Consider the following 23,691-nt stretch of genomic DNA (forward strand, 5'->3'; position numbering starts at 1 on the left):
ACTATCTCCCCTCTTTTATTTTAAAAGTTTTCTTTCAAAGGCTTCCCTTTCCAGCTGTTCCCTAAAATCAGGGTGAGCAATTTCTATTAAAGCCTTTGCCCTTTCTTTTAAAGACTTTCCCCATAATTCAGCAATACCGTATTCTGTTACCACATACCTTACATCAGCCCTTGTTGTTACAACTCCTGCACCTTCCTTCAATTTGGATACAATTTTTGATACTTTTCCACCTTTTGCTGTTGAAGGAATTGCTATAATGGGTTTTCCATTTTTACTCCATCCTGCTCCCCTTATAAAATCCACCTGTCCACCAAAACCTGAATAAATGTATGTTCCAATGGAATCTGAACAAACCTGGCCCGTCAAATCAATCTCAATTGCTGAATTGATAGCAACCATATTATCATTTCTTGCAATAATAAAAGGATGATTAACATAATCACAGGGATGGAGTTCAAAAATAGGATTATTATGGCAAAAGTTATAAAGATCTTCAGAACCAAATATAAAAGTTCCGATAACTTTCCCTGGATGTAAAGTCTTTCTCGCACCTGTAATGGTTCCATCAAGAATCCTCTCCATTATTCCATCAGAAATCATCTCGGTGTGAATGCCAAGATCTTTTTTACCTTTTATAAATTTCAAAACTGCATTCGGTATACCACCTATTCCAACCTGTAAAGTGGCACCATCATCAATTAAATCTACAATATATCTTGCAATTTTTTCCTCTGTTTCTGTAGGTTCTATTTTAGGAAGAGTATATAAAGGTTCATCAATTTCACAAAGAGCTGTTATCTTCGATATATGAACAAAACAATCTCCAAGTGTTCTGGGCATTCTCCTATTTACCTGAGCTAAAACCTTTTTAGCACTCTGTATAGCAGCCTTTGTTGCAATAACTTCAACACCGAGGCTCAAAAATCCGTGCTCATCAGGTGGAGAAGTATGAATTATAGCAACATCAATTTTAATCTTACCTTCTCTTATCAAAACAGGAATTTCATGCAAATGACAGGGAATATACTCAGCATTACCTTCATTTACAGATTCTCTATCAGCAGGCCCAACAAAAAGAGATTTATGTATAAAATTTTCATAAGTTCCATGCTTTTTAAAAGGGTCTTCACCTGCCTGTAATACATGATAAACTTTTACATTTTCAAGATCTTTTCTTCTTGCAAGAAAATCAAGCAAAAAACTGGGAGTAGCTGCATTTCCGGAGACAAATACTGAGTCTCCGGATTTTATAAGTGATATAATTTCTTCTGGACTTTTTTTCCTTTCATGATACATTTTAAGAAAACTCATAAAAATCCCCTCCTTTATAAAACAGGATAACCTTCACTCCACGGATGTTTCCTTGTAAATTTTCCCTTAAAAGTATAACAACCATTCCATAGAGCTTTATTTTCTTTTATATAATCAATTCCATTTTTAACAATTTCTTTTAAATATGGAATTAAAGCATTGGAAAGAGCATGTGAAGCAGTTCTTGCTACAAAAGAAGGAACATTAGGAACACAAAAATGAATCACACCGAATTCTTTGTAAACAAAACTTTCTGTTGGTGTAAGTCTTGATGTCTCACATGCACCTCCCTGGTCTATAGAAAAATCAATTATAACAGAACCGCTTCTCATAGATTTAACCATATCCCTTGTAACAATCTTCGGGGTTTTCTCTCCTGGAACAAGAATTGCTAAGATAAGAACGTCAGCAAATTTAACAAATTTAGAAATATTTTCGTAAGTTGCAATAGCAGTAACTACTCTTCCACCGAAAATTTCATCAACTTTTTCAAGTTTATTTTTTGAAATATCAAGCATATAAACCGAAGCTCCCAATCCAAGAAAAGACCTTGCAGCATAAGTTCCAAGTGTTCCGGAACCTATTATAACAACATCAGCAGGAGGTATCCCTGGAATACCACCTAAAAGAATTCCAAGCCCACCCCTTTCTGTTTCAAGCAATCTACCTGCAATCTGGGGAGCGAGTTTACCGGCTATTTCACTCGAAACCCTTAAAATTGGTAAAGTTCCATCCTCTTCCTGAATTATTTCGTAACCAATAGATGTAATCTTCTTTTCAACAAAGGCATCATATATATTTTTTGGTTTCACAGCAAGATGCAAAAATCCAAAAATGACATGGTTTTCTTTCAAAAGTGAAAGTTCACTTTCGAAAGGCTGGTTTATTCCTAAGATAATATCAGACCTTAAAAAAACTTCTTCCTTTGAATATACTATTTGGGCGCCTTTTTCCTTATACTCTTCATCAGTAAAACCAGCACCTTCTCCTGCTTTGCTCTCTAAGTAAATTTCAGCTCCAAGATCAATTAACTCTTTACAGGCTGAAGGAGAAAGAGGCACTCTTTTTTCATAAATATTACCCTCTCTTTCCGATAAGGGAATACCTATTATTATTCTATCCATAAACACCCTCCTTTAAAAAGAGGGGGTTGAACCCTCAAACAATTAAAAGTTCACCTTTTGGATAACTCTTCAAAGTTTTTTTTCTTGTAATAAGAATACTCCAAACAGTGAATACACCTATTCTTCCAATAATCATAAGAAAAATTATTACTAATTTTGAAACAGGAGAAAAATCAGTAGATAAGCTTAGATTCGGATAAATTTTGGAACCCAAAGATAGACCAACAGTTGAAAGAGCAGAAATAACTTCAAAAAGTATTCCTGTAAAGTCAAATCTATTTCCTTCTACAATTAAAATTAGAAAAAGACAAAGGCCTGCAATAAAAATATAAAGGGAAAATATCATTAAGGACTCAATAAGTAAATTATTTTCAATTCTCCTTTTTGATAAATAAACTTCTTCTTCTCCTCTAAATATACTCCTTAAAAAAGCCGCCAAAATTGCAAAATTGGTAGTTTTCACTCCTCCTGCAGTTCCACCAGGGGAACCACCTACTATCATTAAAAAAATTATAATTAAAATTGTTGATATTGAAAAATTTGCAATATTCAAAGCACTAAATCCTGCTGTCCTTGGAGTTGTTACATGAAAAATTGAATTTATAATTTTTAATAAAACATTAAAATTCTTTAAAGAGTTATTCCACTCAATTATTAAAAAAATTATACTAAAAAATAAAATAAGGAATAATGTGGTTTTAATAACAACTTTCGAGTGATAGGATACGGATTTTCTTTTTCTAAGGAAATTATAAATATCATCAAGTACAAAAAAACCGATACCACCTATTATAAAAAGAAAAGAGATAGTTAACAGATAAAATGGAGAATTCTGGTATTTCATTAAATTTTCTGAATAAGAGGAAAAACCTGCATTACAGAAAGCGGAAATACTATGAAATACACTGTGAAATAATCTATCTTTACCATCTGTAAATAAAAAAAGGAAAAAGGAACCCGATATTTCAATTATAAGGGTATAAATTAAAACTTTTAATATTAGTTCTCTCACAGGAATGCCTCTCAAAAAAGTCTGGGTTTCCTTTGTTATCACCCTCAAAGAGATCGGAACACCACCTTTTAAAACAAGGAAAAAATAAGAAAGAAGCGTCATATAACCAAGCCCACCTATCTGTATGAGAAATAGAATAATAAATTTTCCCCATATAGTCCAAAATTTTTCTGTATCCTTAACAATATGACCTGTTACACAAAGGGCAGAGGTAGATGTGAAAAGGGCATCAATAAAATCAAGATTGCCTTTATGGGTAAAAGGTAAAAGCAAAACAAAGGAAAAAAATAAACTTATTAATAAATACCCTGCTAATATTAAAAAATGGGGTTTAAATTTAAAAAATTTATTCAACAAATTCTAAAAGACCTTCTTCCGCACTGTCTCCCTTTCTAAATCCCAGTTTTATAATTCTTGTAAAGCCTCCCTTTCTATCCTTAAAATTCTTTGCTATTTCAAAAATTTTACTTGAGGCTTCCTTGTGATTTAAGTAGGAAAATATAAGCCTCCTTGTAGCCTGAGTATCATTTTTCGCAATATTAAGAAGCTTTTCTACAAATTTTCTTGTTTCCTTCAGCTTAGGAACAGTGCTTTTAATCCTTCCTTTTAATACCATACTTATTGCCTGATTTCTTATAAGTGCCTTTCTATGGGAATGAGTTCTCTGTAACTTCCTCCCTTTTTTTAGATGTCTCATATTTCCCTCCTATTTCTTTATTGGTTTTGAAATCTCCATTCCCAGGTACAAATCAAATTTTTTAAGTTTTTCCTCTATTTCTTCTATTGACTTTTTACCAAGATTTTTAATTTTCAAAAGATCCTCTGGCTTTAAAGTAACAAGATCATAAAGCGTTTTAATTCCTTCCTCTTCAAGTGCTTCTGAAACCCTTTTAGATAAATCTAAAAAGGAAATACTCTCGTCGAGCATTTCCATATGCTTTTTTGATATTTCTTTTACCTTTTTCTCTTTAACTTCTTTTTTCTCTGTATAAATTTTCTTTAAACTTGAAAGATGTTGAATCATAATTTCCTGAGCTTCAATTAAAGCATCATAGGGAGTTACTGAACCGTCAGTTTCAATATCCAAAAATAACTTTTCAAAATCAGTCCTGTAATCTACTCTCATATTTTCTATCCAGAAATTTACAAACCTTACTGGTGAAAAATCAGCATCAATGAAAAAGGAATTATGGGGTAATATAGGTTGGAATCCCTTATCAGCTTTTATAAGGTACTTTATTTCCTCAACAGTCAAATAACCTCTTCCACTCGTTACAAATGCCTCAATTGCAAGTTTAGATTTATCAGAAGAAAGTTCAGCTATGTGAACTTCAGGGTTAAGTATTTTTATCTCAGGTGGTAATCTAAAATCACCTGCTTTTACTTCTCCTTTTCCCTGCTTTGATAAAACCATGGACTTATATGGAAGATCACCCTCAAATTTTACCCTTACTTTTTTTAAATTCAAAACAATATGAGGAACATCCTCAATAACTCCATCAATAGTAGAAAATTCATGCAAAACCCCATCAATGTGAACTGCAAAAATTGCCGAGCCTTTTATACTTGAAAGTAAAACTCTCCTCAATGAATTTCCAAGTGTAACTCCATAACCCCTTTCAAGAGGAGAAATCTCAAAAACTCCTTTTTTATCATCAAGAGTTAAAATTTTTATACTTTCGGGTATTGTTAAATTAACCCTATACATTTTTTCATAATTTTAAAATTAAAGGGATAGAACCTTTATTTAGAATAAAGCTCAACAATAAGACTTTCCTGAATTGGGTAAGTTATATCCTTTTTCTCAGGAAGTCTTAAAACTCTACCTTCAAGTTTATTGGGATCAAATGAAAGCCACTCAGGCAAAACCCTTATATCCTTTCTCTGCAGAGAATATTTAACAAAGGGATTATCTTTAATTTTATCCTTTATAGAAATTACATCACCTTCTTTAACAAGATAGGAAGGTATATCAATCTTTCTACCATTAACAAGTACATGACCATGATTCACAATCTGCCGAGCTTGAGCTCTTGACATTGCTAATCCAAGCCTATAAATAACATTATCAAGCCTTCTCTCAAGAAGGGAAAGTAAATTTTCTCCAGTATTTCCAGTCATTTTTTTTGCAATTTCAAAATATCTTCTAAACTGTCTCTCAAGAACACCATAAATCCTCTTTGCCTTCTGCTTTTCCCTTAGCTGAAGTCCATAAATTGAAAGCCTTGGTTTTTTCCTTGGTCCATGAAAACCTGGTGGATAAGGTCTCCTTTTTACCGGACACTTATCAGTCAAACATCTTTCACCTTTCAAAAATAGTTGCATTCCCTCCCTTCTACACATCCTGCATTTAGGTCCTGTTATTCTCGCCATTTATACCCTCCTTCTTTTTGGTGGTCTTGTTCCATTATGGGGAATTGGAGTCACATCTTTTATAGCAACAATCTTTAATCCCTGAGCATGAAGTGTTCTCAAAGCAGCCTCTCTTCCTTGACCTGGACCTTTTAATCTTACTTCAACTTCCTGAATACCAAATTCCTTTACCTTCTTTGCAACATCTTCAGCAGCTTTTGAAGCAGCAAAAGGTGTTCCTTTTCTTGTTCCCTTAAATCCTACAGAACCAGAAGAAGCCCAGCAAAGAGTATCTCCATTTTCATCAGTAACTGTAATAATAGTATTATTAAAAGTTGATTGTATATGAACAATAGCAAAATTTAATAATTTCTTTTCCTTCTTTTTTTTTCTTCCCTTTTTAGCCATTATTTTTCACCTCTTCTCTTTAATTTCCTGAAAATATTACCCCTTGGACCTTTTCTTGTCCTCGCATTATGTCTTGTCCTTTGACCCCTGACAGGCAAACCAAGTTTATGCCTTAATCCACGATAGGAACCTATATCTATAAGCCTCTTTATATTTCTCGAAATTTCCATCCTCAAAGCACCTTCAACTTTTAATCCCTCAATTGCACTCTGTAACTTTCCCACCTCCTCAGGAGTTAAATCCTTTACTTTTTTATCAGGATCAATACCAGTCTCCCTCAGGATCCACTTCGAGTTCGATGGACCAATCCCATAAATATAAGTTAAAGCAACCTCAATTTTTTTATTTTTCGGCAAATCAACACCTGCAATTCTTGCCATTATTTATCCCTGCCTCTGTTTATGTTTTGGATTTTCACAAATAACCATTACACGCCCTTTCCGGCGTATAATTCTACATTTTGCACAAATTTTCCTTACCGCACTTCTCACTTTCATAGTTTTTAAATTTTTTTAATTTTTTAAAAGTAATTTTATTATAACACAAAAATTTTTAAAAATCAAGTCTTTTTGAACTAAAAAATATATCTTAAAGAAAACCTGTAATTGTCAGTATCAAAATCATAAATGGGTGAATCCACACCTACATCAAAATAAAATTTACCCAGTTTTACACCACCACCAAACATAGGTCCTTTCCTTACACCTTCAGCATCATGGAAATATCCAATCCTCAGGAAAACAAAGTCATAATAGTTAAACTCAAGACCCACATGTTTCCATGCTTCCCACCATACATAATTAAAACCCTTTTCATCCCAATCAGCTTTCAAATTCACAAGAATTTTTGTAATATCAGTAGCAAAAATAAGTTTTACTGCTTCACTTTCATAAAGAGAGAGTGCTAAACCAAGCTTTAAAGTCCTTGGAAGGGGATCCTCGCCACCACCCTTTCTTGTATACCTTATCCCGGGACCAAAATTTAAAAGGGAAAGTCCCATAGATACAGAAGGCAAAAAAGAGCTTTCTTCCAACATCACTGATTTATAAAGAAGTCCAAAATCAAAAGCATATGTAATACCTGTACCCCCTCCACCTGATTCAGGAAAAACTCTTTTAACAAGCCAGTCAGGTGCAAGAAAGGAATAAATAAACTTTGCTCCTATCCCTGTCCCTAAATTTTCAAAAACTTTATATCCATAATTTAAGGTAACAGCAAAATCAAAATTAACAAAACGGGCTATCGGAGCATCACTTCCCTCAATATATGCCTCTGTCTCTCCTGTTGTTAAATATATAACATTTCCCCCAACTGAACCCATCTCTCCCATAGGTTTTACAAAACCAAAAAATTCATAATACATATCAGGCCATAACCCAGTTAACCAGTTTGAATGCTGGAGAGAAACCTCAAAATTTTTAATAAAAGGGAGCCCCCCAGGATTATAAAAAGTACAAGTTGCATCATCGGAAACAGCAGTAAAAGCAGCTCCCATACCTACTGCTCTTGCTCCTGGAAAAATAGTTAAAAAAACCACAGCTGCATCATTTGCAGAGGAAAAAAGAGATAAGGGGAAAATTAAAAGTAATAAAAATTTTTTCATAATTTCCTCCTTTTTAATTATAATTTAAAAAAATATAAAAAGCAAGCAAAATGAAATTAATTACAATTATAACTGATTTTGGTTACAATTCACCTTACATAGGTTCTGTTAAAGCAAAAATTCACTCAATTACCCAAGGAAAAGTCCAGATTATTGATATTTTCCATGAAGTGGAAGAACATAATATTTTATCTGCAATGTACTGGATTTACTATTTATACAGAGATTATCCAGAAGGGACCAGTTTTCTATGTGTCGTTGACCCAACTGTTGGAACAGAAAGAAAGGGAATTTTAGTTGAATTTGAAAATAGATTTTTTGTAGGACCTGACAATGGAATCTTTACCTTAGTTATTAAAAAAGGAGGCAAAGTTTATGAACTTCCACCACCTCCTGAAAAAGCTTCACCTACCTTTCATGCAAGAGATTACTTTTCAATATGGGTTTCAAAAATTACCCTCTCCCCTTTTATTATAAGAAATTTAAAAGAATATAAAGAACCTGTTTTGCTAAAGATTGAAGAGCCTGTAAAAGGTGAAAAAATAATAAAGGGACACATGGTTTTAAAAGATAGATTTGGTAACATACTAACAGATATTGAAAATGAATGGATTCAAAATGGAAAAAATTACATTTTAAAGACTAAAAAATTTTTAATAGAAGGACCAAAGAGAACCTATGCAGAAGTTAAAAAAGGGGAACTTATTTTTTTAAAAGGAAGCTTTGGTTTTATTGAAATTGCATCAAATATGAAAAGTGCCTTTGACATAATTAAACCTCATTTCCCTGAAAAAATTGAAATAAGGGAAAAAGAAAACTTTTGATTCTTAAAATAAATTATGAAATTTTCTAAAAGAATAAAAAAATTCCCTCACTACTTTTTTGAGGAACTTGATAGATTAAAGGAAAAATACAAGGAAAATCTCATTGATATGGGAGTTGGTGATCCTGATATTCCCACACCTGATGAAATTATAGAAATTTTAATTAAAGAAGCCAGAAATCCAGTTTTCCACAGATACCCACCATACCAGGGATACAAATTTCTTAAAGAAGCCATAAAAAACTATTACAAAAAAAGATTTGAAGTTGAATTAAAGGATGAAGAAATACTTGTTCTAATTGGTTCAAAAGAAGGGTTAAGCCACCTTGCCTTTGTTATACTTGAAGAGGGAAGCTTTTCCCTTATACCTGACCCTGCGTATCCTGCCTATGAACTTGCTTCAAAAATGGCAGGTGCAAGGGTTTACAAAATGCCTCTTAAAGAAAAAAATTCTTTTTTACCTGATTTTTCCCGTATAGATAGTAAAATTCTTAAAAAAACAAGATTAATGTATTTAAATTATCCAAACAATCCTACAGGTGCAGAAGCAAATATTGAATTATTTAAGGATGCAGTTAAACTATCTAAAAAATATGATTTCTGTCTTGTAAATGACCTCTGTTATGCTGAAATCTATGAAGAAAAAGAACCAATATCCCTTTTACAGGTAGGTAAAAAAAATTGTGTTGAGTTTAATTCCCTATCAAAAACTTTCAACATGACAGGATGGAGAATTGGTTTTGTATGTGGTGATGAAAGAATTATTCAAAATCTTGCAAAATTTAAAACAGTTATTGATAACTGTCAATTCGGTGCAATACAAAAGGCAGCTAGTTATGCCCTTTTAAATTTTGAAAGATTAAATAAACCCATAAGAGAAAAATATAAAGAAAGAAGGAGAAAACTTAAAAATACCCTTAATGAGATAAAAATGAAATTTTTTGATTCTCAATCAACATTTTATATATGGGCAAAGCCTGAAGGATTCTCAAGTTATGATTTCTCAATTGAATTTCTTAAAAATAAAAGAGTTCTTGTTGTTCCTGGGGAAGGATTTGGTAAAGAGGGGAAAGGTTTTATAAGATTTAGTGTTACAATTCCTGATGACAAACTGGACGAAGCATTAAAAAGATTAAAGGAGTTTTATAAAATTGATTAAAGTTTATAAATTTGGCGGAGAAGTTTTAAAAAATACAAGGAGAATTAAACTTGCAGCAGGTGAAATAGAAAAGGAAATAAAAAAAGGAATTAAACCTGTTATTGTGGTTTCAGCAATGGGAGATACAACTGATAAACTTATTGAGCTTTCAAAAAAAATATCAAAAAATCCTGACAAAAGGGAACTTGATATGCTTTTATCAGCAGGAGAAAGAATCTCAATGTCTCTTTTTTCAATGGCTTTAAAGGAAAGAAATATAAATTCAAAATCTCTTACTGGTTCTCAGGCAGGTATTTTAACTGATACAAAACACAGTTCAGCACAAATAATAGAAATAAGGGGAAAGAGAATTCTTGAAACTCTGGAAAAAGGAGAAATTCCAATAATAGCTGGATTTCAGGGAGTAAGTATAGAAAAAGAAGTTACAACACTTGGAAGGGGAGGCTCTGATTTAACAGCAGCAAGTTTAGCAGTGTTTCTAAAAACAAAAGATGTTATATTTTATAAGGATGTTGACGGAATATATGCTTTACCACCGAAAATTATAAAGAAATCAAGGAAAATTAAGGAGTTATCTTTTGAAGAAATGTTATTTTTATCAGAGTATGGTGCAGAAGTTTTAAATCCAAGGGCTGTGGCATTGGGTATGAAGTATGACTTAAAATTTTATGTTAAAAAATTAAACAGAGAGGATTATACAATGATAAAAAATGAAGCAATTGAGACCGCCTATGTTAAGGCAATTGTTATGAAAAAAGGAGTATCTTTACTTTTACTCGAAAAGGCAAAGGAAAATTTCAGAATTCCACAAGCAGCAAGCTATTTAAATGAAAAAAATATAAATGTTTTATTTTTCATTCATGGAATAAGGGATGAAAGGGGTGTTGATCTTTCCTTTGCAGTTGAAGTTAAAAAAATAGATAAAGAAGTTATCAAGGAACTTAAAGAACTTTATAATCCATTAAAGATAAAGGTTATGAAAAAAATGGGAATATTAACTCTTGTTGGTTACGGAATAGGGAACTCTCCCTTTATTCTTGAAGAATCAATGAGAGAATTACAGAAAAATAAAATTCACATTTATGCAATATTTTCTTCAAGACCAGGAATAATTTTACTTTTAAAAGAGGAAGACCTTTTAAATTCCTTAAAAATACTTTCAAAAAAATGGAACTTAATATCTTAAGTATAATAGAGAAAAAAAGGGATGGTGGAATTTTAACAAAAGAAGAAATTGAATTTTTTGTTGAAAAAACAGTAAAAGGCGAAATTCCAGATTACCAGATTTCAGCTCTTTTAATGGCTATTTACTTCCAAGGGTTAAATGAAGATGAAACATATTTTCTAACAGAGGCTATGAGAAATTCCGGTAAAACCATTGATATTCTTGGTGTATCCCCGCTTCTTGATAAACATTCAACAGGAGGAGTAGGAGACAAAGTCTCACTTATCCTTGCACCTATAATGGCATCCTTAAATGTTTATATACCCATGATTTCTGGTCGTTCACTGGGTCATACAGGAGGAACGGTTGATAAAATGGAATCAATTCCTGGTTACAAAACAGATTTAAGTGTTGAAGAATTTAGAAGAATTGTTAAAAAAGTAGGTTGTTCAATAATAGGTCAATCAGAGGAAATTGCTCCTGCCGATAGAATAATTTACTCAATAAGGGATGTAACAGGAACAGTTCCTTCAATTCCTTTAATAACAGCAAGTATCCTATCAAAGAAACTATCACTGAATCTTGAGGGAATCATATTTGATGTAAAAACAGGCTCAGGAGCCTTTATGAGAAAATTTGATGATGCAAAAAATCTTGCTGAATCCCTTGTAAGTGTATCAAGGAAAATGGGAGTGAATGCAAAAGCCCTTATAACTGATATGAATGAACCCCTTGGTTTTATGGTTGGAAATCGCCTTGAAGTTATGGAGACTGTATTTTATTTAAACGGTGCAGAAATAAGGGATTTAGACATTGTTGTAAAAAATCTATGTGCCCATTTACTTTTAATGGCTAAAAAAGTAGATAATCTTGATTCAGGTAAAGAAATGGTTGATAGTGTAAGAAAAAATGGAAAGGCATTAAACAAATTTTTTGAAATGATCAAAGAGCACGGGGGAAGCACAGAACTTCTTGAATTTTCAAGAATTGATGATTTTATAAAAGCAAAGTGTATTGAATTTGTTGAATCTGAAATTGAAGGTTACATTACAAGAATGGATGCAAGACTTATTGGAGAGACAGCAAGAATTTTAGGTGCAGGAAGATTTAAAAAGGAAGATAAGATTGATCCTGTTGCTGGAATTATACTTCATAAAAAAGTTGGCTCTTATGTTAAAAAAGGGGAAAAAATATATGAGATAAGATGTAATGATGAAAGAAAAATTGAAGAGGCAAAAAAAATTTTAAAAAGTTCCCTTGATTATAGTCTTGATAAACCTGCTGAAAGGACATTAATTTATAAGATTATAGAATAATATGTTACCTTTAAGAGATAATATACCCTCAAGAAGATTTCCTTTTTGGACTTATTCAATAATAATTACCTGTGTAATAATATTTATTTATGAATTTATGTTACCCGATGAATCTCAGAAAATGTTTATTTATGAAAACGGATTTATTCCCTATTTGTTTTTTAAAGAACCTTTAAAAAGACTTCCCACTTTTATTACTTCAATTTTCCTTCATGGAGGTTGGGCTCATTTATTTTTCAATATGCTTTACCTTCATATATTTGGTGACAATGTGGAGGATGTTCTTGGATTTTTCTGGTTTCCGGTATTTTTTATATCCGCTGGAATTGCAGGAATAGTTCTTGAAACAATTTTTAATCCAGGTTTAAAAGTCCCAATGATCGGTGCTTCTGGAGCAATTTCAGGAGTTTTGGGTTTTTATTTTGTCTTATTCCCATTTGCAAGAGTGCTAACTTTTGTTACATACTTTTTCTTCTGGGATATAGTTCCCATTCCTGCCTTCATATTTCTTGGTTTCTGGATTATAACACAATTTTTTAATGGTTTTTTATCTCTTGGTTATTCCTTTACAAATATTGCTTTTTTTGCTCACATTGGTGGTTTTCTCTTTGGATTTTTTGTTGCAAGATTTTTTATAAAAAGGAGAGTTTACTTCTTTTTTTAAATGAAATTTATACTACAATCTATTCTAATTTTTTTAATTTCATTTACTTTTGGAATCCTTTTTGCCTTTTATAAAAAAATCCCTCTTTTTCCAGAAAATACAGAAGTTTTCCTTCTTTCAAAAAAGTATCCTGAAATTTCATTTATTGAATCTGAAAAACTTTTAAAGTTAATCGGAAGAGATGATATACTTCTTATTGATGCAAGAGAAAGGGAAGAGTATCTAAAAGGGCATATAAAGGGTGCAATAAATATACCTTACACTGAGTTTTATTCCGATCCATTAAATTTTATTTCAATTCTTGATATGAACAAAAAAATAATTATATACTGTGACGGGGGATTCTGTGAACTTTCCTTCAAACTTGCTGAACTTTTAAAAGAAGCGGGTTTTAAGGAACTCACAATTTATACAGGGGGCTTTTATGAATGGAATAAAAAGGGTTATCCCCTTGAATAGATTTTTTAACAAAAAAACCATACTCTTTTTGATTGAAGTTATATTAGGAGTTTTATTTATCTATTCAGGATATACCAAATTAATTAACATTTTTGAATTTTCTTTAACAGTTGCAAAATACGGTATATTACCTTTAAAAATAATAAATTTATTCTCTTTAACTTTACCCTTTATTGAAATTTTTTCAGGATTTTTTTTAATTAGTGGATTTTTAAGGGAGGGTGCGTATTTTTCCTTAATTTTTCTTATTTTTATTTTTACCTTAGCAATAATTTATGTAATTATAAAGGGAAAGGTATTTGAATGTGGATGTTTTGAAATATTCGGAGGAGAGCCAAAAACAGGCTTTATTTCTCTTTTAAGGAATTTAATAATTTTGCTTTTTCTTCTCTTGGGATTTAATTTAAGGAAGAGGCTAAAAATATGTTATCATTAATAATAAATAAGGAGAAAAAAAATGAAAGTAAAAGAAAAATTAAAAAAGGCAGTTATTCTTTCAGCAGGAACAGGTGAAAGGTTAAAACCAATTTCCAATAACATTCCAAAGTCACTTTTTAAAATTAAAGGAAAAGAAATATTACTCAGAAATATAAAAAATCTTGAAGAGTTTGTTGAGGAATTTTTAATAGTAGTAAATCCAAAATTTTCAAAAAAATTAAAAGATTTTGTGGAAAATAACAGGATAAAAGCAAAAATTGTTATAAATGAATACCCTGAGAGAGAAAATGGTTATTCCCTTTATCTTTTAAAGGACTATGTTGAGGAGGGAGAAAAATTTATAGTTCTTATGGGGGATCATATATATGAAAAGGACTTTTTAAAAGAGGCAATTAATGGTGAAGGACTTATAGTGGATGAGATTGGTAAATATATAGATAAAGATGAAGCTACAAAGGTTTATTATGAAAATGGGAAAGTTATTGAAATAGGTAAAAATATTGAAAGGTTCAATGCTTACGATACAGGTTTTATTATAATTGACAAAAATTTTTTAAAATTTGCAATAGAACTTGAGAAAGAAAAAGAAAAGATAACAATAAGTGAAATAATTAAAAGAGCAAAACTTAATATTTTCCCTGTTTCAGGTTACTTCTGGATTGACCTTGATACTTATGAAGATGTTAAAAAGGCAGATAATTTTCTAAGAGGAGAATAAAATCACTTTCTCTTAAGTTCTAAATCAACCTCCTTACCTGATTCACAATCAATTTTCACATTATCACAGGGACCTCTTATTACTATTTTATTCTGTGTTATTTCAATGAAAGTAAAAATACGGGGTGGCCATCCACTTGGAGGAGGCTCAACTCCTTTTTCCCAGTAAGGTTCCTGTTTAACAAATTGAGGATAAAGTATAAGTTGATTTCCGTTTATTTTATAGTGCCCTGTTTCTGTTCTTTTCAAATACATTGGATTCACCCATCCTGAAAATACATGTTCATATGTCCCGTCTTGATTAAAGGTAAATTCATTCCCTTCAGCCTCACTTGAACCAAGACCTGATGGATTATATAAAGCACCTTCAGCGGATTCAACTAACCTGATATATGATGCTCCACCTTTCCATTTGCCGATGACAGAAGAACTCGCTGTTACAGGTGATTGAGAATATTTTTCTTCACTTTTTATTCCCTCCTGTTTATAGGTTTCTTTTTCCGTTTTTGATAGGGCAAAAAGATTTTCACCTCTAAAGCCCTCAAAATTTAGACTTTTAGCAACTTCATACAGCAGAGATTCTCCGCCTGATTTTTCAAATTCACTTTTATTAGCAATGAAATTTCCGTAATATATAATTTTATTTTTAAAATCAACTATATAAAAACAGGAAAAATCATAGGTATTTCCTCCATACTCTATTTTACCCCTGGCACTGGCCATTTCCTTACTTTCCTTTTTTGACTCTATATTAACATTTCCATACTGATTAAGAGTTGAATTTAAGAGATTAATTGCATCCAGATTCTGATCTGTTAGATAACCTGTCATCAATGTAATGGATGCAGTTTCAAGGGAAGGAGAATTTTTAATAACAATCTGCCCCTGTTCAGGAAAAATATCCACAACCCAACCCCTTGGTACTTTAAGATTTATACCACCTGAACTATAATCAGTTAGGGGTATAATTGAAGTGCCAAGGAGCACATATAGAAATGTACCAATAATAAAACCTTCCATAGGACAGCCTCCTTTTTAGATTTATCAATACTGAAATTTTTATAAATTTAAACACAATTTGTAATTTTAAGTTTTTTAAAAAATTTTTTCAAATTAATTCTTTAAAAGTTTAAAAAATTTTCTGACAATTTTCACAATAGTAGGTTTTTCTTTCGTATTCCCCTGTATATTTAACTTTTACCTTTTTATTGCATATTTTGCAAAATTTTCTGCCATAGATTAAAAGTTTATTTTTCAAAGTTTTTTTTCTTTTTCTTAAAATATAGAAAACACGGGAAAAGAATAAAACATTATCTATTAATTTATTAATAAATTTTTCTTCAATATTTTTACCGATACTTAAAGGATGGATTCCTGCTCTAAAAAGGGCTTCATTTTTTATTATATTTCCAACACCTGCGAATATATTCTGGTCTAAAAGTATATCACAAATTAATCTATTTGAATTTTTAATTTTTTTCTTGGCCTTAATTTTATCAAAATTCTTGCTCATCACATCTATTGTTGTATCGTAAACAAAATCTTTTTTATCTATTATTTTTACAGAGGTATTATAAAAATTAATCACTGTATCTTTAAACTTGATTGAAAGTCTTTCATCCTTATCCTTTCTTTTTTCATTTATTCTAAATGAACCATACATTAAAAAATGTATTAATAAGTAAAAAGAATCAAATTCAAAAATTAAATTTTTTCCGAATGATTTCACATCCAATAACTTTTTACCTACAATTATTTCTTTATTTTCCTTGGTATTACCACTAACAGCAAGAGGAATTTTTCCTTTTAAAAAAGAGAGCTTTTCTTTAATCAAATACACACCCGGGCCTTCCATTTTAAATTTATGTCACTTTATTATTTTTAAATAATTTTTCCATTCATTTCTATAAATTTCTTTTCTTCTTTCATAGGGAATAAATTCTATTCCAAGAATCTCAAAAATTTCTTTTTCTTTTGTTGTGACTTGTTCCCCTGTATCTCTTTTATAAAGGCCGTATTGATTTAATAAAAATCCTCTCCTTTTGGCAATTCCCCTCAGCCAGACATTGAACTTACCGGAACCTATTAAATAAAGGGAAAAACTTTCCCATGAATCCTTGTATTCTTCAGGAAGGGAGTATATTTCAATTCTATCATAAAAAGGAAATTTTTTTAAAATTTTTCTCACTTTTTCAGAATCCTTTTCATTTATTAAAAGATCTATATCGCCGATAGTTTCTTCCTTTCTTATATAAGAACCATAAACTCCAAATTTAATATTTTCTTTATTCAAAACTTCCTCAATTTTTTTAACAATTTCCTCACATTCTTTAAGGGAAATCCTTTCCTTTATCCTTGCCAATTTTAACACCTAACCTTTTTTATTATAGTTACAGATCTTCAGTATTTTCTTAGAATTTAAAATTATAAAATAATTAAATTACTGAAACTAAATACAAGAGGGAATTATAATTTAAGAATTTATGAATTTTTTAAAATAAACAATATGCAGGCTTTAAAATTTTATTGAAAATGCTTTTATCATATTTAATTATAGCATCAACTTTTATTAAGGGCACATATATAACTGCCTTTAAATTTAAAGATTTTTATATTGTTAGAATTGAAATATTTAAAGGTGAGTCAGGCAAGGTGAAAGAAGCATTTTTAAAATGTGAAAAAGATAAAGGATATTTATGGGTGGAAGATACAATAGAATTTAAAAATCTTCTTGTTGATAAGGAAAATAAAAGGTTAATACTTTTGAAAACAGAAAAATACTTTAATGGTATTCATATATACAAGATGAAAATTTATGAAATAGAAAAAAGAAATATTTCAAACTATATTATAAAAACAAAAATTGAAGAAGATAGTCTATATAATGAAGAGGTGAGTAATTATTATAAAAGAAGGAATGATACATTGTTTTTTTTATATAAAAGAGGAGTTTAAAGTTTTTAAGAATGGAAAACCATTTATGAAATTTACAAAGAAAATAATATGCTTTGACATAAAAAATTTAATATTCAATGAAATTGATACTCTAAAGGGGAGTTTTACTTATAAAGAAGAAAAGGACATAGAAATTTATTGCTCGGACACTCTCAATTTATTAAAAGCCGCTTTTTTATTTGATAAAATAAAAACGATATTTGATAGGGATACAGGAGCTTTGATATCCACTCTTTATTTTGAAATAAATGAAAAATCCATATTCAGCGAAATAAATTTTACAATTGATTGTGAAAAATTCAGAATTTATCTGGATTTAACAGACAAACTGGAATTTCAAGATTTCTATAAAATCACACCTAAAAAAATCTTTCAAGTTAATTTCTTATTGTTTAAAAGATAAAAGATTTGAAACAGATATTTATCATATTTTTTTGAATAAAAAGGAAGGAAAGTATCCTCCTTATCTTAAAAACGGAGAAATAAATTATTAATACCAATCAAAGGCAAAGGGAAAACAATAAAAAAATATGTAATTTACCATTTTAATTATAAAAAAAAACTGATCAGATGGGAAAAAAATTCAAATAGATTAATTTCTTTTTCCCTTTTCCATGGGTAAGATAAATAAATAATATAAAAAACTTGAAATCACATAAAAGATAAGGGTTAAATTAAAGGGTATAAAATAGCCATGTGATTCTATTAGTTTTCCACCTAAATTTGCACTTATCCCCCATGCTGAAAGCCATGCCATATTCAAAATTCCTGAAACAAGCGGCCTATCAATTTCGTGAACAATTTCAAGAGAAAAATTCATAACAAGAGGTTGAGCCATATTCATAAGTGTTGCCCTTAAAAGGAAAGAGATTGATGCAAGGGGCAAATTATAGGTGATACTTAAAATAAATAAAAAGGGAACAGAAAACATCTGTGAGATAATAACAGTTTTTATTTTACCTAAAATGTTTGAGAAAAATGGTGCACTTAAAGTTCCTATTATCATCATAAACTGTGAAACAGAAAAGAGATAACCTATTTTTGCAGAATCAAGTAAAAATCTGTCTCTAAAATAAAGGTTCAAAAAAGGAACAGTTAAACCTGCGCCAAATCCAACAAGTATATGGGGAATGGAAAGAGTTAGTATCAGGATTTTAGAAGTTTTTATATCAAAAATTTTCAGATTATTATCATTAAATAGTTTTTCTTCTTTTATTAAAAGAAAAGGTAACAAGGATAAAAGAGAAATCAATATATGAATTATTATTGTAAATCTGAATCCAGAAATTAGTGGTATATTATTTTTTAAAAAAATTACCGGTAAATTTCCTGCAAGAATGTTACCAAGTATTCCTGATGCAAGGGAAACAGCAAAATTTAAACTGAAAAGATGGGGTCTTTCATAGGTTGAACTTACCTGCATCATAAATGGTCCGCTTATAACTGAGAAAAAAGAAGATGAAAGTCCCAGTATAATCATACCAAGTGCAATTTGTGAATACTTGTATGTAATTATTGAAACAAGAGAGCCAGCTATCGAAAGAAAAAGACTTATTATAAAAATTGGTTTAATTTTCAATTTTTTTGAAATAAAGGCAACGGGGAAAATCATACACATTGTTGAGTATGTCATTAAAGCAAGAAGAAAACCTATTTTACCTTCACCAAATCCAATTTCTTTTAAGTAAAGGTTAAAAAGTAATCTAAAACCAGAAAGCCCGAAACCTAAGAGAAACGTTCCAGTTAAAAATAAAACCGCATCTCTTTTAAATTTGAACATTTTTATGTGATAGGTTGGAAAAATGTAATTTTAATTATGTATATTTAACACCTTCTTTTTCAACTTTCTTATCTTTTGAACCTATTTAATCTACGAGATGGAATCAGTGTTATATTCATTAATTTCTTAAAATTGGTATTAAAAATTACTTTTGAAATCATAATTTTTCTTGAAAATGTCCAATATTGTTTGAGATTAGATAAAGCTGTAATAAAAAAATTAAAAATAAAGTAATAACAAGTTTCTTGAAACGTAACTTGAAAAAATATTAAAAAAACCGTATCATAGTTTTTAATCAAAAGGAGGGGAAATTATGGATAAAAAAATAATTTCTTTTATAGTATTTGCTTTTATTAGCAATTTGTTTTCAGCTCCCCAGGATAGCGAGAAAAAAGAAAAATTTAAGTTAAACATTAAATTTATAGGCGGATTTTCAAAAGATCTATATGCTACACACAATCAAAGTGTAGGTTTCTGGGGTTTTGTTGATCCTAATATTGATCGTGAATATTTTGATGGTTACTTTTTCGGGATGAGTCTAGGTATCCGTCCTTTAAAGAAAATAGGATTGTTTTTGGATATCGCAATATTAAGATCAGGACTACTTATGGGGAAAAAAGGTAGTTATTTTGAAGGTATCGCTGTTTGGGATGCAGATCCTAACCATGAGGATAATATCTCGCCTACTTTACCAAATGATATTTATTATATTTCCAAAGCAACCATGGGAAGAATTGGAGCAAAATTTATTTACCCGGTTACCGAGGTTGTTGAACCATATTTAGGTATAGCTTTGGGACTTGTTCCTTATGAAATTGCTTTCGGTAATAAAGATGGTTCCCGCGCATACAGCCAGATCTTATCAGATATTGCACTAACTTATGCTTTAATTTTAGGAACAGATTTTAATCTGAAATCAGATCATAAAAACATAATGACATTAGGGATATTTTTTGAAATAGGTGGCACTGCAACTGAACCAGGCACTGTAATGGAAGACTGGATATGGCAAGGATGGACATATCATGCACAGTTTCCTGTCGTACCAGCATACAGGTTTGGGGTTAATTTAGGCTTTTAATTATATAATTTAAAAGTTTGTAAATAGTAAAGTATTTTAATTTTGTTTTTAAAAATAAACAGTAAATTAAAAAAATTTATTAAAACTACCTCTGCTGAAGGTATAGACCTTTAATTATAGCTGAAATAATAGAAATAATGCTCCATCTCTCATCTTCACTTGAAACCAATACATCACAATTCTTATATCCTTTCCATAAAGAAAAATTTTTCCACTCAAATGTCGCAATAGTATTTTCTTCTGCATCCTTTACCTCACCTTTCTGAAAGCCGAAGATAAAAGGATTTTTAAAAAAAGTAAAACCTATTACCCTATTATAGGAATTTCTGATTTCATAGCTCATAAATGAAGGAAAGAAAGGTAACAATTTAATTTTTCGCGGATAAAATGATATAAAGGGGCTTCTGTTCAATGAAACTTTGTAAGATGGGACTAAAAATGAAAAACCTCTATTTATATTAAATTGGTTACCTGTCTTAAAATCCATAAATTCCATCTCTAATGGAAAAGCCATGCGCAATTTAGTAAAAAAAAGTATATTTCTAAAAAAATCGGATGATTTTTCTATAACCTTATAAAGGAGCTTTTTATCACACCAGACATCAAATTCTGCCTTAAAAGATAAAGGACCTTTTAATATATCAATACGAAATAATATCACAATGGAAATATTTTAATACATCCTCTACTATTAACACAAAAAATCAGCCAGATTGTAGAATACCATAACAATATTAAATTTTTTTGGCTCAATAAGATTAAAAGGAGTGCCTCCTACAAAATGTTCTTTATTTTGCTTTTTTCCATAAATATACCGCAATCTTTTTAACTTCAAAAGCTTCTTTTGCTGCCTATTTTTCAAAAAATTTGATAGAATTTTTACGCACCCTAAGGGGTGCGGCTACCATAAAATTATAGAATATGGGAATAAATATTTAAAATTTTCAAAGAAATGGTAGGCGCAGGCTTTAGCCTGCGAAATACAACCGGAGAATTAATTTAACGCTACCATAAAATTATAGAACCTTTGTTTTTTTGGAAAATTAAGGGTGAAGATAATATGAGGGATAATAGAAACAATATTCTAAAAAACTTGTTACTTTATACCTTAAAAGGTGCGGCTTCCCATATGAAGATTTTATAAAAATGATAGGCTTTAGCCTGCGAATTTTTACTATCTCACCGTGTTTTTTCTCTATTTCTTCCAAATTATAACATGGCAATTTAAATTCTTTCTATTATCTCTTTAAAATTTTTCACAGAAGGGAAGTCTAAAATCTTAGGAGCACATAAGGGAATTGACGAAGAGGAGAACAGGATATTCTTTAAAGATAAAGTATTAATTATTTCTTCTCACCTCTTCCCCACAGGTGGTCTCTTACAAAAATAGTTCTGTAATATAAAATATAAAAACCCTCATCAAAAATTAATTTGCCTCTTTCCCTTTTAAGATAACTTATAGCCTGATTTAAAACCCTTTGCGCATGCTCGATTCCATGAGTCCTGTAATTTACTAATGCCCTCTCATATATTCTTAATAAATGATCCCTCGCTCTTTGCTTTAACCAGTTCAGCTCAAAACATTTATTCAACCTCTCAATTAAATGATAAAACCCTGAATCTGAAACAAAATATGTGGAATCACCCCAACTCCACCTTTTCCACCAACCAGGCGGTAAAGGACCTGGTCCTACTGTATAACCGTATTTCCCCGGCCCAAATGGCGTTTTTCGAAAATAAATTTTATTAAGAGAATCCCTAACCCATTTTTTCTCACTAATGTAGGGAGGTCCACCTCTAATTTCAGGAAAATATATTGTATCTGAGCCCTCTGCATACCAGTAAGAAATATCAGGTAATTCTTTTATGATAAAAACAAAACCCGATAAAGTATCACCAGGTAAAAGATCATATCTTTCTCCATTTGAATTCCATGAACTTCTTCGAGGAGTCCCAAGAGTGCTCCAGTGATTCGGTGCTATAGATGTATCACCATCTTTCCCAAAAGGAGGGGAAATTTCAAAAAGTCTAACTGGCTGACCACTTGAAGGGGAACTGATTAATGTATATTTAAATATAAATCGGGTGGTATCTAAACTATCTATAGATATTATAGTTTTTACCTCAAGTTCAAAATTATCCTCGACAGGAACAATTATTTGAACTTCTTCTCTTTGAGAATATAAATTGAAACACACAATTAAACATAAAAGTAAAAATTTTTTCATATTGCCTCCTCCTTTCAATAAGGTATGAAATAAAAATGATAATGATGTTTTTCACTCTCAAAAGGTGCATCTATATAAATTCTCAGTCTTTGGCTCACATTAGGAATAATTCTTCTCTTCATTACTCTTTCCCTTAAAAATCTTCCATTATTTCCAGCTCCGCTTATATCTGCATTATTTCCCAATCTGTGTTCGGAGTGTGGGGTTTGCCAATTTCCTTCAATATCAAACAATCCACCGTAAGGCAAGGATAAATCATTTATATAAATTCTTTCCCCTCCACTATCCACATATTCCTCTGCTATTTCAAATATTGCATTAGCAACTTCCGGCATACAAAAGTGATTGTGATCCTCCTGCCACCCAGGTGGACCATGATGATATTTTGTCCCTCCAACTTTTTTATATTTATTGACAGATTGATTTAATCGCACTTTATATTTTATTTTTTAACAGGCCATGCAAGGTGTTCACTTACAAATTTTGTTCTGTAGTATAAAACATAAAATGCCTCATCAAAAACTAAATTACCTCTTTCCCTTTCAAGATAATCAATAACCTGACTTAAAACTTTTCTTGCTTGTTCAACCCTGTTATTCTGATAATGTCTTAACCCTCTTTCATACATCCTTGTTAAATGATCCTTTGCCCTTTCCTTTAGCCAGTTCTGCTCAAAACATTTATTCACCCTATCAATAAGATGATAAAATCCTGAATCTGAAACAAAATACATAGTTGAATCAAAATTCCACTCCCCAGGTGGTAAAGGACCAGGACCTACTGTCTTATAAACTTTCCCTGGTCCATATGGGGTTAAGTCATCATAACCCGGAATCATACCAGGAGCCTCACCTTCCGGGAACGAAGGAATAGGAGCATAACCTTCCACATAAAAATCATTTATATCAGGTAAAAGTGTTTTCTTTGGTGGGAAAATATATGTTTTAAAAGAAAAACCAGATGCAGAATCACCAGGTGGAATAAATGCTGTAGAATCCCAACTCCCCCAGTTGACCCAAGCACTATTTGGTAGATCAACAAGTGGTCCAATGCACACCCCATCCCATCTTGGAAGAGGGGGCCAAGTAATTTCATA

General features: G+C 30.8%; 29 protein-coding genes. 11 read left to right on the plus strand and 18 right to left on the minus strand.

What is annotated here, in order from left to right; genetic code table 11:
- Positions 1-15: 15 nt before the first annotated feature.
- From ABIN73_03890 to ABIN73_03935, 10 genes are all read right to left on the minus strand, one after another.
- Positions 16-1,311 (minus strand): acetyl-CoA hydrolase/transferase C-terminal domain-containing protein, encoded by a 1,296-nt coding sequence (locus ABIN73_03890; GenBank protein MEO0268865.1) that lies wholly within the window; start codon positions 1,309-1,311, stop codon positions 16-18.
- 14 nt (positions 1,312-1,325) lie between these two features.
- Positions 1,326-2,435 carry an alanine dehydrogenase gene (locus tag ABIN73_03895; GenBank protein MEO0268866.1) on the minus strand — a complete coding sequence of 370 codons (1,110 nt, stop codon included), beginning with the start codon at positions 2,433-2,435 and terminating at the stop codon, positions 1,326-1,328.
- Between the two features lie 34 nt (positions 2,436-2,469).
- A complete protein-coding gene (locus ABIN73_03900) occupies positions 2,470-3,801 on the minus strand; it encodes a potassium transporter TrkG (GenBank protein MEO0268867.1) in 1,332 nt (443 codons plus the stop codon).
- Positions 3,794-4,144 (minus strand): 50S ribosomal protein L17, encoded by a 351-nt coding sequence (gene rplQ, locus ABIN73_03905; protein MEO0268868.1) that lies wholly within the window; start codon positions 4,142-4,144, stop codon positions 3,794-3,796. Before rplQ ends, ABIN73_03900 begins: the two co-directional genes overlap by 8 nt.
- Before the next feature lie 9 nt (positions 4,145-4,153).
- On the minus strand, positions 4,154-5,155 hold the full coding sequence (locus ABIN73_03910) for a DNA-directed RNA polymerase subunit alpha (protein ID MEO0268869.1): 1,002 nt from the start codon (positions 5,153-5,155) through the stop codon (positions 4,154-4,156).
- Positions 5,156-5,190: 35 nt separating this feature from the next.
- Positions 5,191-5,820 (minus strand): 30S ribosomal protein S4, encoded by a 630-nt coding sequence (gene rpsD, locus ABIN73_03915; GenBank protein ID MEO0268870.1) that lies wholly within the window; start codon positions 5,818-5,820, stop codon positions 5,191-5,193.
- Positions 5,821-6,207, minus strand: coding sequence for a 30S ribosomal protein S11 (gene rpsK, locus ABIN73_03920; protein MEO0268871.1), 387 nt, complete (start codon positions 6,205-6,207; stop codon positions 5,821-5,823).
- Positions 6,207-6,587 carry a 30S ribosomal protein S13 gene (rpsM, locus tag ABIN73_03925; GenBank protein ID MEO0268872.1) on the minus strand — a complete coding sequence of 127 codons (381 nt, stop codon included), beginning with the start codon at positions 6,585-6,587 and terminating at the stop codon, positions 6,207-6,209. The genes rpsK and rpsM overlap by 1 nt, the downstream gene beginning before the upstream one ends.
- 3 nt (positions 6,588-6,590) lie before the next feature.
- Positions 6,591-6,704, minus strand: a complete 114-nt coding sequence (rpmJ, locus tag ABIN73_03930; protein ID MEO0268873.1) for a 50S ribosomal protein L36 — start codon at positions 6,702-6,704, stop codon at positions 6,591-6,593.
- Between the two features lie 77 nt (positions 6,705-6,781).
- A complete protein-coding gene (locus ABIN73_03935) occupies positions 6,782-7,810 on the minus strand; it encodes a PorV/PorQ family protein (GenBank protein MEO0268874.1) in 1,029 nt (342 codons plus the stop codon).
- A 50-nt stretch (positions 7,811-7,860) separates the two neighbouring features.
- Between ABIN73_03935 and ABIN73_03940 the strand changes: the two genes are divergently transcribed.
- Genes ABIN73_03940 through ABIN73_03975 form a run of 8 tightly spaced genes read left to right on the plus strand, consistent with a single transcriptional unit; the run spans position 7,861 to position 14,552 of the window.
- Entirely contained in the window at positions 7,861-8,634 is a 774-nt protein-coding gene (locus tag ABIN73_03940; protein MEO0268875.1) for an SAM-dependent chlorinase/fluorinase, read from the plus strand.
- A 15-nt stretch (positions 8,635-8,649) separates the two neighbouring features.
- The gene (locus ABIN73_03945) at positions 8,650-9,792 is read left to right on the plus strand and encodes an aminotransferase class I/II-fold pyridoxal phosphate-dependent enzyme (protein ID MEO0268876.1); all 1,143 of its coding nucleotides are present in this window, start codon (positions 8,650-8,652) and stop codon (positions 9,790-9,792) included.
- Positions 9,785-10,978: an aspartate kinase gene (locus tag ABIN73_03950; protein MEO0268877.1), complete on the plus strand. Its 1,194-nt coding sequence runs from the start codon at positions 9,785-9,787 to the stop codon at positions 10,976-10,978. The genes ABIN73_03945 and ABIN73_03950 overlap by 8 nt, the downstream gene beginning before the upstream one ends.
- The gene (locus ABIN73_03955; protein MEO0268878.1) at positions 10,960-12,273 is read left to right on the plus strand and encodes a thymidine phosphorylase; all 1,314 of its coding nucleotides are present in this window, start codon (positions 10,960-10,962) and stop codon (positions 12,271-12,273) included. The genes ABIN73_03950 and ABIN73_03955 overlap by 19 nt, the downstream gene beginning before the upstream one ends.
- Position 12,274: 1 nt before the next feature.
- Positions 12,275-12,937, plus strand: a complete 663-nt coding sequence (locus tag ABIN73_03960) for a rhomboid family intramembrane serine protease (protein MEO0268879.1) — start codon at positions 12,275-12,277, stop codon at positions 12,935-12,937.
- Positions 12,938-13,396, plus strand: coding sequence for a rhodanese-like domain-containing protein (locus ABIN73_03965; protein MEO0268880.1), 459 nt, complete (start codon positions 12,938-12,940; stop codon positions 13,394-13,396).
- Entirely contained in the window at positions 13,362-13,832 is a 471-nt protein-coding gene (locus tag ABIN73_03970) for a MauE/DoxX family redox-associated membrane protein (protein MEO0268881.1), read from the plus strand. The genes ABIN73_03965 and ABIN73_03970 overlap by 35 nt, the downstream gene beginning before the upstream one ends.
- Before the next feature lie 21 nt (positions 13,833-13,853).
- Positions 13,854-14,552 (plus strand): sugar phosphate nucleotidyltransferase, encoded by a 699-nt coding sequence (locus ABIN73_03975; protein MEO0268882.1) that lies wholly within the window; start codon positions 13,854-13,856, stop codon positions 14,550-14,552.
- Positions 14,553-14,554: 2 nt separating this feature from the next.
- On the opposite strand, the gene ABIN73_03980 is transcribed toward ABIN73_03975, so the two are convergent.
- The 3 genes from ABIN73_03980 to ABIN73_03990 all read right to left on the minus strand — a co-directional run bounded on the left by ABIN73_03980 (position 14,555) and on the right by ABIN73_03990 (position 16,913).
- Positions 14,555-15,571, minus strand: coding sequence for a hypothetical protein (locus tag ABIN73_03980; protein ID MEO0268883.1), 1,017 nt, complete (start codon positions 15,569-15,571; stop codon positions 14,555-14,557).
- Positions 15,572-15,680: 109 nt separating this feature from the next.
- Positions 15,681-16,391: a DNA-formamidopyrimidine glycosylase family protein gene (locus ABIN73_03985; GenBank protein MEO0268884.1), complete on the minus strand. Its 711-nt coding sequence runs from the start codon at positions 16,389-16,391 to the stop codon at positions 15,681-15,683.
- 27 nt (positions 16,392-16,418) lie between these two features.
- Positions 16,419-16,913, minus strand: coding sequence for a hypothetical protein (locus ABIN73_03990; GenBank protein MEO0268885.1), 495 nt, complete (start codon positions 16,911-16,913; stop codon positions 16,419-16,421).
- A 170-nt stretch (positions 16,914-17,083) separates the two neighbouring features.
- On the opposite strand from ABIN73_03990, the gene ABIN73_03995 reads away from it, so the two are divergent.
- Positions 17,084-17,506, plus strand: coding sequence for a hypothetical protein (locus tag ABIN73_03995; GenBank protein ID MEO0268886.1), 423 nt, complete (start codon positions 17,084-17,086; stop codon positions 17,504-17,506).
- Positions 17,469-17,909 (plus strand): hypothetical protein, encoded by a 441-nt coding sequence (locus ABIN73_04000; GenBank protein MEO0268887.1) that lies wholly within the window; start codon positions 17,469-17,471, stop codon positions 17,907-17,909. Before ABIN73_03995 ends, ABIN73_04000 begins: the two co-directional genes overlap by 38 nt.
- Positions 17,910-18,098: 189 nt before the next feature.
- On the opposite strand, the gene ABIN73_04005 is transcribed toward ABIN73_04000, so the two are convergent.
- On the minus strand, positions 18,099-19,286 hold the full coding sequence (locus ABIN73_04005; GenBank protein ID MEO0268888.1) for an MFS transporter: 1,188 nt from the start codon (positions 19,284-19,286) through the stop codon (positions 18,099-18,101).
- A 313-nt stretch (positions 19,287-19,599) separates the two neighbouring features.
- Between ABIN73_04005 and ABIN73_04010 the strand changes: the two genes are divergently transcribed.
- Complete coding sequence (locus ABIN73_04010) at positions 19,600-20,367, plus strand: hypothetical protein (protein MEO0268889.1); 768 nt, start codon at positions 19,600-19,602, stop codon at positions 20,365-20,367.
- A gap of 85 nt (positions 20,368-20,452) precedes the next feature.
- Here ABIN73_04010 and ABIN73_04015 read toward each other — a convergent pair whose 3' ends face one another.
- The 4 genes from ABIN73_04015 to ABIN73_04030 all read right to left on the minus strand — a co-directional run.
- Positions 20,453-21,028: a hypothetical protein gene (locus ABIN73_04015; GenBank protein MEO0268890.1), complete on the minus strand. Its 576-nt coding sequence runs from the start codon at positions 21,026-21,028 to the stop codon at positions 20,453-20,455.
- Between the two features lie 682 nt (positions 21,029-21,710).
- On the minus strand, positions 21,711-22,595 hold the full coding sequence (locus tag ABIN73_04020) for a hypothetical protein (protein MEO0268891.1): 885 nt from the start codon (positions 22,593-22,595) through the stop codon (positions 21,711-21,713).
- Between the two features lie 14 nt (positions 22,596-22,609).
- Positions 22,610-23,029, minus strand: coding sequence for a hypothetical protein (locus ABIN73_04025; GenBank protein MEO0268892.1), 420 nt, complete (start codon positions 23,027-23,029; stop codon positions 22,610-22,612).
- Between the two features lie 8 nt (positions 23,030-23,037).
- Positions 23,038-23,691 (minus strand): hypothetical protein (locus tag ABIN73_04030; GenBank protein MEO0268893.1); only part of this gene is annotated, 654 nt, incomplete at its 5' end.

Source organism: candidate division WOR-3 bacterium (assembly GCA_039804025.1).
In the GTDB taxonomy this organism is placed as follows: domain Bacteria; phylum Hydrothermota; class Hydrothermia; order Hydrothermales; family JAJRUZ01; genus JBCNVI01.

Bases quoted from the DNA above. Each gene is read 5' to 3' on its own strand.
- rpmJ (MEO0268873.1), bottom strand. From the start codon at position 6,704: ATGAAAGTGAGAAGTGCGGTAAGGAAAATTTGTGCAAAATGTAGAATT.
- ABIN73_03955 (MEO0268878.1), top strand. From the start codon at position 10,960: ATGGAACTTAATATCTTAAGTATAATAGAGAAAAAAAGGGATGGTGGA.
- ABIN73_03980 (MEO0268883.1), bottom strand. From the start codon at position 15,571: ATGGAAGGTTTTATTATTGGTACATTTCTATATGTGCTCCTTGGCACT.
- ABIN73_03940 (MEO0268875.1), top strand. From the start codon at position 7,861: ATGAAATTAATTACAATTATAACTGATTTTGGTTACAATTCACCTTAC.
- rpsD (MEO0268870.1), bottom strand. From the start codon at position 5,820: ATGGCGAGAATAACAGGACCTAAATGCAGGATGTGTAGAAGGGAGGGA.
- ABIN73_03965 (MEO0268880.1), top strand. From the start codon at position 12,938: ATGAAATTTATACTACAATCTATTCTAATTTTTTTAATTTCATTTACT.
- rpsK (MEO0268871.1), bottom strand. From the start codon at position 6,207: ATGGCTAAAAAGGGAAGAAAAAAAAAGAAGGAAAAGAAATTATTAAAT.
- ABIN73_03945 (MEO0268876.1), top strand. From the start codon at position 8,650: ATGAAATTTTCTAAAAGAATAAAAAAATTCCCTCACTACTTTTTTGAG.
- ABIN73_03960 (MEO0268879.1), top strand. From the start codon at position 12,275: ATGTTACCTTTAAGAGATAATATACCCTCAAGAAGATTTCCTTTTTGG.
- ABIN73_03935 (MEO0268874.1), bottom strand. From the start codon at position 7,810: ATGAAAAAATTTTTATTACTTTTAATTTTCCCCTTATCTCTTTTTTCC.
- ABIN73_03910 (MEO0268869.1), bottom strand. From the start codon at position 5,155: ATGTATAGGGTTAATTTAACAATACCCGAAAGTATAAAAATTTTAACT.
- ABIN73_04005 (MEO0268888.1), bottom strand. From the start codon at position 19,286: ATGTTCAAATTTAAAAGAGATGCGGTTTTATTTTTAACTGGAACGTTT.
- rplQ (MEO0268868.1), bottom strand. From the start codon at position 4,144: ATGAGACATCTAAAAAAAGGGAGGAAGTTACAGAGAACTCATTCCCAT.
- ABIN73_03995 (MEO0268886.1), top strand. From the start codon at position 17,084: ATGCTTTTATCATATTTAATTATAGCATCAACTTTTATTAAGGGCACA.
- ABIN73_03890 (MEO0268865.1), bottom strand. From the start codon at position 1,311: ATGAGTTTTCTTAAAATGTATCATGAAAGGAAAAAAAGTCCAGAAGAA.
- ABIN73_04000 (MEO0268887.1), top strand. From the start codon at position 17,469: ATGATACATTGTTTTTTTTATATAAAAGAGGAGTTTAAAGTTTTTAAG.
- ABIN73_03975 (MEO0268882.1), top strand. From the start codon at position 13,854: ATGAAAGTAAAAGAAAAATTAAAAAAGGCAGTTATTCTTTCAGCAGGA.
- ABIN73_03895 (MEO0268866.1), bottom strand. From the start codon at position 2,435: ATGGATAGAATAATAATAGGTATTCCCTTATCGGAAAGAGAGGGTAAT.
- ABIN73_03970 (MEO0268881.1), top strand. From the start codon at position 13,362: ATGAATGGAATAAAAAGGGTTATCCCCTTGAATAGATTTTTTAACAAA.
- ABIN73_04020 (MEO0268891.1), bottom strand. From the start codon at position 22,595: ATGAAAAAATTTTTACTTTTATGTTTAATTGTGTGTTTCAATTTATAT.
- rpsM (MEO0268872.1), bottom strand. From the start codon at position 6,587: ATGGCAAGAATTGCAGGTGTTGATTTGCCGAAAAATAAAAAAATTGAG.
- ABIN73_04010 (MEO0268889.1), top strand. From the start codon at position 19,600: ATGGATAAAAAAATAATTTCTTTTATAGTATTTGCTTTTATTAGCAAT.